The sequence below is a fragment of the Streptomyces sp. So13.3 genome (assembly GCF_005860785.2).
Classification (GTDB): domain Bacteria; phylum Actinomycetota; class Actinomycetes; order Streptomycetales; family Streptomycetaceae; genus Actinacidiphila; species Actinacidiphila fildesensis.
In genome coordinates, this window is sequence record NZ_CP048835.1 from 26,805 (window position 1) to 39,244 (window position 12,440).

General features: G+C 69.5%; 11 protein-coding genes and 1 pseudogene. 6 read left to right on the top strand and 6 right to left on the bottom strand.

The window, feature by feature from the left end; genetic code table 11:
* Positions 1-29: 29 nt before the first annotated feature.
* Positions 30-1,388 carry an alpha/beta fold hydrolase gene (locus C8250_RS00155; RefSeq protein ID WP_138359259.1) on the bottom strand — a complete coding sequence of 453 codons (1,359 nt, stop codon included), beginning with the start codon at positions 1,386-1,388 and terminating at the stop codon, positions 30-32.
* Positions 1,389-1,514: 126 nt separating this feature from the next.
* Here C8250_RS00155 and C8250_RS00160 point away from each other — a divergent pair.
* From C8250_RS00160 to C8250_RS00170, 3 genes and pseudogenes are all read left to right on the top strand, one after another.
* Positions 1,515-2,689, top strand: a protein-coding gene (locus C8250_RS00160) for an IS3 family transposase (RefSeq protein ID WP_138359257.1) whose coding sequence is annotated in 2 segments (ribosomal slippage) — positions 1,515-1,782 and positions 1,782-2,689 — 1,176 coding nt in all. Because the reading frame shifts where the segments join, the coding sequence is not laid out codon by codon here.
* Positions 2,686-3,030, top strand: coding sequence for a helix-turn-helix domain-containing protein (locus tag C8250_RS00165; protein WP_138359255.1), 345 nt, complete (start codon positions 2,686-2,688; stop codon positions 3,028-3,030). Before C8250_RS00160 ends, C8250_RS00165 begins: the two co-directional genes overlap by 4 nt.
* A 41-nt stretch (positions 3,031-3,071) precedes the next feature.
* Positions 3,072-3,293 (top strand): annotated as a pseudogene (locus C8250_RS00170) (ISAzo13 family transposase); the annotation flags it as partial.
* Positions 3,294-3,652: 359 nt separating this feature from the next.
* Here the strand turns inward: C8250_RS00170 and C8250_RS00175 are convergent.
* On the bottom strand, positions 3,653-4,192 hold the full coding sequence (locus C8250_RS00175) for a hypothetical protein (protein WP_232486204.1): 540 nt from the start codon (positions 4,190-4,192) through the stop codon (positions 3,653-3,655).
* A gap of 959 nt (positions 4,193-5,151) precedes the next feature.
* Positions 5,152-7,110, bottom strand: coding sequence for a glycosyltransferase family 39 protein (locus tag C8250_RS00180; RefSeq protein WP_138359253.1), 1,959 nt, complete (start codon positions 7,108-7,110; stop codon positions 5,152-5,154).
* Positions 7,111-7,532: 422 nt separating this feature from the next.
* Here C8250_RS00180 and C8250_RS00185 point away from each other — a divergent pair, with 422 nt between their 5' ends.
* Both C8250_RS00185 and C8250_RS44370 read left to right on the top strand, forming a co-directional pair.
* Entirely contained in the window at positions 7,533-8,114 is a 582-nt protein-coding gene (locus tag C8250_RS00185; protein WP_269290382.1) for an IS5 family transposase, read from the top strand.
* Complete coding sequence (locus tag C8250_RS44370; RefSeq protein ID WP_269290385.1) at positions 8,075-8,314, top strand: transposase; 240 nt, start codon at positions 8,075-8,077, stop codon at positions 8,312-8,314. The genes C8250_RS00185 and C8250_RS44370 overlap by 40 nt, the downstream gene beginning before the upstream one ends.
* On the opposite strand, the gene C8250_RS00190 is transcribed toward C8250_RS44370, so the two are convergent.
* The 3 genes from C8250_RS00190 to C8250_RS00200 all read right to left on the bottom strand — a co-directional run bounded on the left by C8250_RS00190 (position 8,280) and on the right by C8250_RS00200 (position 10,963).
* The gene (locus C8250_RS00190) at positions 8,280-8,774 is read right to left on the bottom strand and encodes a hypothetical protein (protein ID WP_138359645.1); all 495 of its coding nucleotides are present in this window, start codon (positions 8,772-8,774) and stop codon (positions 8,280-8,282) included. The genes C8250_RS44370 and C8250_RS00190 overlap by 35 nt on opposite strands.
* A gap of 214 nt (positions 8,775-8,988) precedes the next feature.
* Positions 8,989-9,597 carry a cysteine hydrolase gene (locus tag C8250_RS00195; protein ID WP_138359363.1) on the bottom strand — a complete coding sequence of 203 codons (609 nt, stop codon included), beginning with the start codon at positions 9,595-9,597 and terminating at the stop codon, positions 8,989-8,991.
* A gap of 121 nt (positions 9,598-9,718) precedes the next feature.
* Complete coding sequence (locus tag C8250_RS00200) at positions 9,719-10,963, bottom strand: MFS transporter (protein ID WP_187144657.1); 1,245 nt, start codon at positions 10,961-10,963, stop codon at positions 9,719-9,721.
* Between the two features lie 138 nt (positions 10,964-11,101).
* Between C8250_RS00200 and C8250_RS00205 the strand changes: the two genes are divergently transcribed.
* Positions 11,102-12,037 (top strand): LysR family transcriptional regulator, encoded by a 936-nt coding sequence (locus C8250_RS00205; protein WP_138359361.1) that lies wholly within the window; start codon positions 11,102-11,104, stop codon positions 12,035-12,037.
* Positions 12,038-12,440: the final 403 nt, after the last annotated feature.

Genomic DNA, 12,440 nt, shown 5'->3' on the forward strand with positions numbered 1-12,440 from the left:
TCTCGGGCCGGGGGTCGGTGTGGGCGGTGTCAGGGGGTGGTGAGGCCCTTGTCGAGGAGCCAGTCGATCAGTGGGCCGGTGTCGACGTTGATCGTCGTGAAGTGTGCTCCCAGCGGCCCCTCGGTATCGTCCACCTCGGTCGCGTCGTAGAGCTTTTCGATGACTCTGCCGGGGTTGGTGGTCTTGAGTTCCTCGATGAGCTTCTCGGTGCCGGGGAAGGGACCCGTCAGCGGAGAGGAGGGCTGGTACTGGACACGCTTGTCCTCCAGCGCCTGGGAGATGCGCACGGGGACGGTGATGGCGAGGTTCGGGTTCATCTTTTTCAGCTGGCGGTTGAACTCCTGCTGGTCGGCGTTGGGGTTGTTGATGTATCCGGTGCCGGAGCCGTCGGGGCCCGCACGGAACTGCTCGTTGCCCCGCAGGCTGCCGAAGAGCTTTTGGTCGGCGCCCAGTTCGGCACGGGACAAGTTCCACACCTGCGGCCAGAACTCGAACGCATCGTCCGACAGGACCTGACCGGGATCGATGATCTTGATGGATTCGGGGTCCGCGTCAGCGTGGTCGGCGGCGGATCCGGCGATGGCGCCCGCCAGGAACAGTGCCGAGAACGCGTAGCCGGAGTTCTTGAAGACGTTCGCCAGGTTGGCGCTGGCCTGGATGATGTCGAAGGGGTGGTTGGCCGGGGCGATCGCCGCGACGCCGACGAGCCCGTCCACCCGGCCCGGCGCGTTGGCGGCGGCGAACAGGGCGGCCTGCCCGCCCTGGGAGTGCCCGACGATGGCGAACATCTGGGAGATCTCGTCGCGAAAGAGCCGGCGGGCGGCCAGCACGATGTCCAGCGCGGCGCGTGCCTCGGACTGGCCCAGCAAATAGGGGTGGAGCTTGTCGTCGGGGCCCAGCCCGGTTCCGGTGCCGTCGTCGGTACCGGTCCCCAGCGCCTCGTAGTCCGTCATCGCCACCGCCCACCCCTGGTCCAGGAAGCGGCCGAGCATCGCCTTGGGATAGGCGTTCATGGGGGACGCCCCGGTGTCGCCGGTGTCCCGCGACGGCGCGACCCGGTTCGCGCAGCCCACCGTGCCGTGGCACCAGGTGATCAGCGGGTAGCCGCCCTTAGGGACCGGGTGCGCCTGACGGTCGGGCAGGACGATGATGCCGGAAGTCGCCACCGCGGTCGGGTTCTGGCCCGCGCTCTCGGACCGGTACAGCACCAGCCAGTTCTCCCCGCCCCCCGGCACCGCGAAAGTGTTGACCAGCGGCCGCAGGTAGAGGGGGTCACCGACGGCCGCCCCGGACAGCGAATCGGGCCTCGTGAAGTTCGTGTAGAACGCGTCATCGCCGCCGGCAGGGGTCTGCTCGACCAGCTTCTCGATCAGGGCCGTGTCTCTCATGGGCTTCCCTTCAAAGGAACCGCACCACCACGCGACCGCTCAGTCCAGGTATTGCTAGGGCGTTTCCCCTTGATCGAGGACACCCTGATCATTGGATCGTGAAGATCCATAGGACAGGAGTTCCCGTTGGGGACGTCGAAGTACACCCCTGAGTTCCGGGCCGATGCCGTCGCGCTGTACCGCGCGAGCCCGGGACGTACGTATGCCTCGGTGGCCAAGGACCTGGGCATCAACCACGAGACGCTGCGGGTCTGGGTGCGTGAGGCCGAGCAGGCCGCCGTGCCCGGGACCGCCGAGGCCACCGCCCTGGCCAGGGAGAACAAGCAGCTCAAAGCCCGGATCAGGGAACTCGAGCTCGAGCGGGAGATCCTGCACCGGGCGGCCAAGTATTTCGCGGGCGAGACGAACTGGTGATCCGCTTCCAGTTCGTTGCCGACCACCACGACGCCTACGGCGTGAAGCGGCTGTGCACCCTCCTGGCCGTCTCCCGCTCCGGTTTCTACCGCTGGCGCGAAGCCGGCTCGGCCCGGGCCGAGCGCGAACGCGCCGACCAGGTCCTCACCGAGCGCATCGCCGAGATCCACCGGGAGTCCGACAGCACCTACGGCAGTCCCAGGATCACCGCCGAGCTGCGGGACGAGGGACGGCTGGTGAACCACAAGCGTGTCGAGCGGCTGATGCGCCGACGCGGCATCGTGGGGGTGCACCTGCGTAAGAAGGTCCGCACCACGGTTCCCGCACCCGACGCGACGCCGGTGCCGGACCTGCTCCAGCGGGACTTCACCGCCGCTGCACCGAACCAGAAGTACGTCGGCGACATTACCTACCTGCCCATCGGGGACGGACAATTCCTTTATCTCGCAACCGTGTTGGACCTGCATTCCAAGCGACTGACGGGCTGGTCGATCGCCGACCACATGCGGACCGAACTCATCGCCGACGCCCTGCGGGCCGCCGCCGGCACGCGGGGCGGAGACCTGCATGGAGCGATCTTCCACAGCGACAACGGAGCCCAATACTCGTCCAAGGAGTTCGCGGCGCTCTGTGACCGGTTCGGCGTGATCCGATCGCGCGGAGCCGTCGGCACGAGCGCCGACAATGCCGCCGCGGAGTCCTTCAACGCCAGCATGAAACGCGAGACGCTCCAGGGCGCGAAACGCTGGCCCGGGGCCCGCGCCGCCCGCCTGTCCGTCTTCCGCTGGGTCACCCGCTACAACACCAGGCGACGGCACTCCGCCCTCGGCCAACAGAGCCCGATCACCTACGAACAACGATCAACCACGCTGACCATCGCCGCATGACAACCGGTGTCCTCGATCAAGGGGAAAGCCCAAGCCGCACCGTCACCCACCTCGACGTCACCATCCTCGAACCCACCGATCAGCAGCCCGCGCTGCCCACCGCCTCCCGGGACGATCGGCACACCGCCCCCGACAAGCGCCGCCGACACCGAATTCTGACCCTGCTCCAGGAAGACCCCACTCGGCTGTGGCAACCCCGCGACATTGCGGCTCACTTCGGCGACGTCACCCTGGAGACCATGTACAGACAACTGAACCGCTGGGCCACCAGCGGCCTCATCCACAAGCTCGGCCCCGGCCTCTACGCCGCCACGACATGGTCACCAACTTCCCTTGCGTGACCTGCGAAAACGCTAACTACCCGGCCTTGGGGCAAGCCCCCCGGCTCTTCTCCCACATCACGATGAACTGGCGCGGCCGGCCACTGACCAGCCATGAAGTCATCATGCAATCCATCGCCGCGACCACCACGCGTACCGGACTGAGGGTGACGGCCGAACTCGACACCAACGCCTACCCGACCGGAGTGCACATCGGCGCCGCGGAGATGGCCGCTCTGCCATTGACCCGGCATGTCTCCGCTCACAGCTCCGTGTGCGTCTGATCCGATCAAAACATGGCCCCTTACGCGTGAGGGGCGCTCACCCGATCAGGTAGCGAGGGAGAGCGGGCGTACCACCGGCGCGCGAAACGTCGTTGCGGTAGGACATGAACAGCACATTCACGACGACCGGGTGGCTCCTGGGCCACGTAGGGCCGGTTGGCCCAGGGCTGGTTGGCCCAGGGCCCGTCGGTCATACGGGCCGCCATCGGACACAGGCCGAACCCAAAGGGGCGTACTGCATGGACCCTCCGATCTATTCCGGGCTCGTCGCCGAATGGCAGGCCCACGGGCGGATGGTGCCCGGGCGGCCCGAGGCGCAGGCCCGGGGCCGGGCGGGAGTACCTACGGACCTGGCCCGATCAGCGCCGTTCGCCCCTGGGAGTGGTGTCGCGAGCGGCGTGCCCGGTACTCGCCGGGCCGTCCCAGGGATGGGGCCGCCGGGGCCGGACTACGGTGGCGAGCAGGCCGACCGCCTGACGGAGCGCGAGCTCCACCGCGGCGGGGCTGTACAGGGTGCCGGTGCCGTCGGGTGGGACGAGCCATCGCAGGCGACCCGCAGCCCGGTGCGGGGCCGGCACCGCGATCCACGTCCCCTTCCCGGCATAGCGAGTGCCGCAGCCCACCCAGTGGGTCGTGGGATCGGGTGGGAGGAAGAACCCCACTCGGTGGGCGCCGAAGTCCGCCAACGTCGGACCGGGCTCCTGCCGGGGGACGCGCAACAGGGCGTCGACGGCAAGCAGACCCAGCTCTTCCGGGACGCTGAGCACGTCCCAGAACCGTCCGGCGGGCAGTAGCACGGTCCCGCTCTCACCATGTTCCCACTCCCGCTTGCACGCCCGGGGATCCGTCGCGGCAGCGGCGAGCCATTCCAATGCCTGCCTCGGGACCGTACTTCTCATGTCCACTCCTCCATAACTGCCGTGCCCGCCACCGGACGTGCCGCCCTCGGGGCGCGCAAAAGCTGTTCGAATTTCCGGATAACTGCCGGGTTGGGTCGCCCATGCTGGTGGATATTTCTACCCGGCGGAAGAGGTGGCGCGGTGTGGCGTTTCCTCCGGAGCGCCCTCTCCTCCGGCGCCCTTGACAACGATCGAGAACAGGACATGCCCAACGCCACAACAGCGGCATTCATGCGCGCCTGGAGACACCCGCTCCTTTCGCTACTCTCACTCAGACGCCGCCTGAGCAGGGATCCCTTGGCCCAACTCGTGGAGACGGCCAAACGCCTCCAATACGGCGCCGGTTGGGATCACCCGGTGGATGACGACGACCCGAGACGGTGAGCGGCGGCCCCGGGGGTACACGGTCAAAGTGCCCGTCCATAGCGGACGTTGTGGGTCCAGATCCGCTCCAGCCGCACCCGCGCTCATCCGGCACCAGCCGCTCATCAATCCCCACGGCCGACAGCCTGCCCAGCCATCCAAATGAGATGACTTCTTATCCCCATCGATTCGGTTTTGACAACTCCCTTTGCGTCCAATCTGGTTGACCTCCCCGCCTGGCGGCTCGGCACCCGCTTGCTGGGATCCTTGCGGCGTCCGGATCGGCTGCGGGTCTGGCCGACTCAAGGGAAGTCTGAATGGACCGCAAGCAACTCATGATCATCGCTACGACGGTGTTCGGGTGGAGCGTGGTGATGGCCGCGCTGGGCCGGGCCGCCGGGTCACCGCGTCGCACCGGTTCCGGACAGGGAGGGCGGCGCTGCGTGACGATACCGGCCGTACCCCCTGCAAGACCTGTACCGGTGCGGCCCGGCCGCAAACTCGGCCCGATCGCGGACAGCGTCGGCAGCGCCCACCGCGCCTTGGTTCAGCTCGGTCTTCAAGATCGGGCGGGGCGGCATGCCCGCCCCGCCCGATCAGCGGGCCTTGGTGGCCGGTGTGCGTCGTGGGGTGTAGCAGTCGTAGAGCGGGGAGCTCTTGTCCGATGTGTGGCCGTAGGCGCTGGGGCGTACCCGGGTGCAGTGGTCCTTGATCCAGGCGGTCGCCGGAGTGGCGGGCCGCTGCGCGGTCAGCAGGGCGTACCGCACCTGGTGCGCGGCCACCAGGCTTTCAAGTTGCGGGGCCGTCGGGTAGGGGGTCAGGCCGGTGAAGCCGCCCATCACCAGCATCGGCTGGGTGGAGGCCCGCAGCAGCGGCTCCGCGGTGTAAGCGGCCTGGGTGGCGAGCAGGTACTTCTCGCCGGAGAGCCGGGCGGTCAGGTACTTCAGCAGCTTCGCGTCCCGGACCGACGGGTCGTTCAACGTGATCGGGGCGCTCCGGTGCGCCGGGTGGCGGACCTGCTCCTGGTAGGCGTTGCCGACCGGTCCGGCCAGCGGGGACATCGCGGAGCCGGCGTACCGGGAGTCCAGGGTCGAGGCGGTCCATACCGCCGGGGCGAGCAGCGTGGCCGCCACCCCCGCCGTGAAGGCCCAACGCGCCACCTGCGGCATTTCGCGCGCCCGGCGGATCCACAGGCCCGCCGCCGCGCCGAGCCCCAGCACCAGCACCAGGGGCAGCAGCCACGGCGCGAAGGAATGGTGCGGGACCTGGAGCACGACGGCCCACACGACGGTCAGCGCGATCGCCGCGGGCAGCGCCACGCGGCGCGGACCGTCCGCCTGCCACTGCGACCGGAAGAGGGCGAGGCCGGCGCCCGACAGCGCGGCCAGCGCCGGTGCGAGGACGGCGGTGTAATAGCCGTGGTTGCCGTTGGAGGAGCTGAACACCACCGTGTGCAGCAGCAGCCAGCCGCCCCACAGCACGAAACCGGCGCGCAGGGGGTCGGTGCGGGGCTGCCCCTTGCGCCACAGCACACCGAGGACGAAGGCGAGGAGCGACAGCGGGAGGAACCAGGATATCTGCGGGCCTATCGTGCTGTTGAGCAGCATCGTCAGGCCGGTGTTCCCGCTGGCGCGGCTGGCGGTCGTACCGGCCACGGAGCCCAGCGCGTCCGGGGCGCCGCCGAAGCGGCTGAGGCCGTTGTAGCCGAAGACCAGGGTGAACGGGTTGTTGTTGCGCGTCCCGTCGAGGTAGGGGCGCTGGCCGCCGGGGGTCAGATAGACCAGCAGCACCCAGGCGCAGGACACGACGAACGCCGTGCCGCCGGCTAGCAGCACCCGGCCCGCCCGGCGCAGCGGAGCACCCGGCGCGGCCAGCAGGTACACCGCGCCGAAGACCGGCAGCACCAGCCAGGCCTGCAGCATCTTCGCCTGGAAGGCCAGCCCCACCAGAGCGCCGCAGGTCAGCAGCGGCACGAGTCTCCCGGTCAGGACGGCCTTCTGCAGCGCTCCGGCCGCCAGCACCAGCAGCAAGGTGAGCAGGGTGTCCGGAATGCTGTGCCGGCCCAGCGCCACACTGATCGGGCTGAGCGCGAGGATCAGGGCGGCGAGCAGCGCGGCGACCGGTCCGGCCCAGGCGCGCACGATGCGGTGCAGCACCAGGACGCTGAGCACGCCCTCCACAGCCTGCGGGAACGCCACCGCCCAGACGTGCGGTCCGAACACCCGGACCGACAGTGCCTGCGGCCACAGCGCGCCGGGGATCTTGTCCACGGTGATCGACCCGCCCGCGTCGAGCCCACCGAAGACGAACGAGCGCCAGCTCGCGGACATCGACCGGACGGCCGCGCTGTAGTAGGGGTGGATCGCCGCTTCGCCCATGCCCCAGAAATAGAGCACCGTGGCCAGGACGAGGACCAGCAGCAGGGCCGGCAGCTCCCAGTGGAGGGTCTCCTGCGAGGGCTGCCCGACGACGGGTACGGCGGGCTCGGCGAGTCCCTGGCGGCTGGAGCGGCGCCGATGCGAGGATGCGTGCCGGGTGGTGGGACTCGTGGTCATGAAGCCGGACTCTCGTGTGGTGGCGGACCTGGCGCGGGGCCGGGTTTCGGCGACTGGGGCCGGTGGTCGGCCGTGACAAGTGCGGACCCAGCGTAGGCCCTGCCTGCCGGCCGCCGACGCCCGACCAGGCCTTGCGTAAACGCTCGTATGAGAAGCTGTTGCGCTATCGATCTTGAGGAACGTCGGTTCGAGTGATGAGCCTCGGTCGGGTGGTGTTGGGTTGTGGTCCGCATGAAGGCAGGGCCTCCGGTGCAGCTCGTGGTTGTCGAGACCGTTGAGCGCGCCGGGAGGCCCTGTTGTCCCAGTTCTATGCCCTGGCCGCGGCTGGCTCCAACTTCGTTGCGCGTGGGTGTGATTGTCTCGCGCACCGGTTCGGGAATGCGGCGGATCATCCGCACAGGCGGTCGAGGTATCCCTCGGATATGACAGACGCGGAGTGGGTGCAGGTTCGTGATCTGCTGCCGGTGCCGGGGTGGTTGGAGGGCCGGGGCGGGCGCCCGGAGGCCTACTGTCACCGGCAGATGGTGGACGCGGTGCGCTACCTGGTCGCCGGCGGCATCACGTGGCGGGCGATGCCTGCCGACTTTCCTGCCTGGGACCGCGTCTATGCCTTTTGGCGGCGCTGGCGTGACCAAGGCTGGATCGCGGAGTTCCACGACCGGCTGCGCGACCGGGTCCGCGAGGCCGCCGGCCGGGATACGGAACCGACTGCGGGCATCATCGACGCCCAGTCGGTGAAAGGAGCCGCTTCGGTGCCGGCCGCGAGCCGGGGCTTCGACGGCGGCAAGAAGGTCAACGGCCGCAAGCGCCACATCGTGGTGGACACCCTCGGGCTGCTGCTGGCAGTGAGTGTCACCGCGGCATCGGTCACCGACCGGGACGCCGCACGCACGGTGCTGACCCGCCTGCACCAAAGGCACTGGCCCTGGCCCGGGTATGGGCGGACGGCGGCTATACCGGGCCACTGGTCGACTTCACCCGCAGCACCCTGCGGATCGCGTTGACGGTGGTCAAACGCAGCGACGACTTGTCAGGGTTCGTCGTGCTGCCCAAGAGGTGGCTGGTGGAGCGCACGTTCGCGTGGCTGATGCGCTCACGCCGACTGGCCCGCGACTACGAAACCCGCACCGACAGCTCGCAAGCGATGATCTGGTGGTCGATGAGCATGGTCATGAGCCGCCGCCTCGCCCGCCCACGACGCTGAACATTCCCGGGCTCGCTTCGGCCAACCAGCCCCGCACCGCCAGGCGCTTCGTCTTCGACCGCACCCCCTCGACCTTCGCGGGAACCGGCTCCAGGCCAAGTGCTACCGCCAGCTGCCGGCAGTCCATCGCCCCGCCGCCGGACCTGCCCCGCTCCTGCAGGATTTCCATGATCCGCCGGTAGCCCGGGGCCAGAGCATCAGCCTCAAGCCCGTCCCGCCGCACCGGCACCACCGAACCGGGCCCCGCCGCCGCGACCTGCACCGGCCGCTCGCCGGCCCCAGCGAGTGACGAATCCTCCGCGCTTCCGCGAGGTTCCGCGAGGATCTGGCCGACTGTCTCCCGAGCGATCACGAACCGCTCCCACACAGCCTCTGCCTCACCCAACTCAGCCTGCAAGACCTCCACCCGCTGCCGGGCGGCACGCTCACGCTCTTCCAACAAACCCATCACCGACGGCACCCCAGCACCTCCACCGAAGAGACGACACGACACCTCATCCCTGCCGCCAAGATGGCAATGTCATGCCTGACCAGCGGAAACACAGCGATCACTCGCGGAAAGACAACAGCTTCTAAGGCAGGTGGGCTCCAGGCCCATTTGACTCATATGCCTTTAAAGCCTCTGCGAACCCCAGATGGCGGCGGCCGTGGGTGGGATCGGTGCGTGGTTCGGGTCAGTTGGCCCGGAGCAGGGCGGGCAGTTCGGCGGTGTCGATGATGTGGGCGCGTGAGGGGAGGGCGTGACGGAGCAGGGCGTGGTGGGCTTCGGTGTCTGGGTCGGCGACGCCGTCGGACAGGACGTAGAGCTGGTAGTCGCGGTCGGCCGCGTCGATGACGGTGGACAGGACGGCGCCGCTGGTGCTGATGCCGGAGACGACCAGAGTGGTGATGCCGCGTTCGCGCAGCTGCTGGTCGAGGTCGGTGGTGGACATGCCGCCGTAGCGGGTCTTGCGCACGGTGATGTCGCCGTCCTGGGGGGCCAGTCGCTCGTGGACGGCAGCGGCGGGATCCTCGTGGTGCAGGGCACGGTGCTGGGCCAGCGGGCCGAAGGACTTGTTGACGGCCGGGATCGCGTCCCAGTCGGCCTCGGTGAAGCCGACGCGTACGTAGGCGATGGTGGCGCCCATCGTCCGGACGTCGGCGATGGCCCCTGCTATACGGCCGAGCAGGGCCTCGCGGTCCCCGTCTTCGGGGAGGGCTGCCAGGATCGCGGGCTGGCAGTCCAAGACGAGAAGAGCGGTGTGCGCGGGGTCGAGGGCGGGGGCGGCGGGGGCGGTGCTCATGCGGGTGTCCTCCTTGCTGGTGGTGTGCCCGGTCGGCGCGGACGCGCGCACGGCCGGTCCAGCTGCGGCCTGGCGGACCGGCTGTGGCCTGCGGGCTTCGGTGGCGGGTTGTCGCGGTGGGTCATGAGTGGCCGAGGGACGGTTCCGGCTCGTGTTGCGGCGCCTGGTCACGCCGGGGAAGCAGGAGCGGGGTGGCCAGGATGAGCAGTCCCGCGGCCGTGAGAGAGGTGCGTGGGCTGGTGACGTCGGCGAGCAGACCGCCGAGCGCGGTGCAGAGCGCGATGGACGCCTGCTGGCCGATCGACCAGGCCGTCAGGGCGCGGGCGACGAGGTGCTTGGGCGTGCGTTCGAGCCGGTAGGTGGCGAGCACTGGGGTGTACAGGCTCATGTTGATGATGATCGCCAGCTCGACGGCCATCACGGTGACGAGGCCGACGACGCCGGGACGGACGAAGACCAGGCCGATCAGCCAGACGGCGCGCAGGGTGCCGACGGTCCGGAAGACCCGGTGCCGTCCGTAGCGGGCCACGACCCGGTGAGCCAGCCGGGAGCCGATGAGTCCACCAAAACAGGGGGCGGCGAAGGCGAGGGCGTACTGCCAGGGCGGGAAGCCGAGCTGGCGCAGGAGGAGCACGGCGAGCAGCGGCTCGGTGGCCATGATCAGGCCGGAGACGAGCATGTTGTTGAGGTAGAGCGCCCGCAGACCGGGCTCGCCCATGATGTGCCGCCAGCCGTCGAGCAGTGCGCGCGCCCGGAGCGGGCACTTGTCGCTTGCCTGCGGCGCTTCCTCCCGGCCGCGGATCGCGGTGATGCCCAGCGCGGAGAGCAGGTAGCTGAGCGTGTCGGCCACCACGGTGGTGACCGGCCCCAACAGGCCGATCGCCGCCCCGCCCAGCGGAGGCCCGACCGCGATGGAGCTCCAGTTCGTGGACTCGAACCGCGCGTTGGCCACGAGCAGGTCCTCCGGCCGGACGAGGGCCTTGAGGTAGGCGCCGCTGGCCGCGTTGAACGCGATCTTTGCCGCGGCGACCACAGCCGAGACCACGAGCAGCTGGACGAAACCGAGCCAGCCGAAGGCATAGGCGACCGGGATCGTCGCCATCGCCGCGAACCGGGTCAGGTCCATCGCGATCATGACCGGGCGCTTGCGCCGGAACTCCACCCACGGCGCGAGTGGCACCGCGATCAGCGCGCCCACCGCCGGCCCCACCGCGGACAGCGCGGACACCTCGGCGGGGCCAGCGCGCAACACCAGCACGGCGACCAGTGGTAATGCCCCGAACCCCAGCCCGGACCCGTACGCGCTCACCGCGTACGCCGCCCACAGCCAGCCGAACTGCTGGCCCAACGCTCTCCTGCCCATCATGCTTAGCGCGCCCCTCGACGTCTCACTCGAACAAACTGACATTGACTAGTGAGAGCTAAGCGAGCAGAACAACCGCAGGTCAAACAACTAACATGCCGTCTCTCCACAACCATCTGTTGTTCACTAAGGTGAGTCGGCATGGATCTAGAAGCCGTACGCACCTTCGCCGCCATCGCGGAAGCGGGCCAGTTTCAGAAGGCCGCCGCCGACCTGTCGATCACCCAGCAGGCCGTCTCCAAGCGCATCGCCGTCCTGGAGCGCGACCTCGGCGTGCGGCTGTTCACCCGCACGCCGCGCGGCGTCGAGCTCACCATCGACGGGCAGGCGTTCCTGCCCCACGCCCGCGACCTGTTGCGCGCCGCCGAGCGCGCGGTCGCGTCCGTGCGCGCTGGCCGCCGTCCACTGCGCGTCGACGTGATCAACTCGCGCGGCGCGGCGTCGGGCCTGATGCGTGGCTTCCACAGCGCGCACCCCGAGATCGACCTCGACGTGCTGATGCTGCTCGACATCGACAGGGCCGTCACCTCCATCCGATCCGGTGCGATCGACGCATCCTTCCGCGCCGTCACCGCGCCCGGCCAGCCGCTTCCCGAGGACATCGAGTCCGTCCGGGTGCTCGACGAACCGCTCCAGCTCCTCACCGGCCCCGCCCACGCGCTGGCCGCCGCCCGGTCGGTGACCCTCGCCCAGCTCGCCGGACACCGGATCTGGATGCCCGGGCTCCTCCCCGGCAGCGAGTGGGCCGCCTACTACGACGACCTCGTCGCCGCGTTCGGCCTCGCCATCGAGGCGACCGGCCCCAACTTCGGCTCCGACGCGCTCCTCGACACCGTCGCCGACACCCCGGCCCTGGCCACCTTCATGAGCGAGCACACCCGCCTCGTCTGGCCCGCCGGCCACGGCCTGCGCCGCATCCCAGTGACCGACCCGACACCTGTCTACCCGCACTCGCTCCTCTGGCACCGCGATAACCCCCACCCAGCGCTGGCCACCCTCCGCGCCCAGCTCGCCGCCACGAAGCCCGGCCACGACGCCACCGGGACCTGGACGCCGGGCTGGGTGCTCCCGCGATGAACGCCGCCACGCCTGCGATCATCGCGGCCGGATCGACGGGCGGTGGCAGGCAGGCAGGGGCGGAATCGGTCGATTCCGCCCCCATCGGTCGATCCAATCGTCACGCGCCCCCGACCAGCGGAAACGGCGCGCCGATCCAATCGGATCCGGTCCGGAGTTCCGCCTCCCTATTTCGCCCCTAGGATGGGCCGCGGACACCGCCGGGCACGGGGCTTGAGAAACATCCATGTCAGATCGTGCGCTAAGCCTTTGTTGTCCATTGTGGGCAGCTGACGGAGCATCGGCCCCGGGCATCCGCTGAAGTCTTCCCACAGATAACACCCCAATATCTGCGGTAGCTTGATCTGTCACCTGCGGTGGCGTGTCCCGGCCGCTGCATGAAGCGACCCTGTTATCTGTGCCA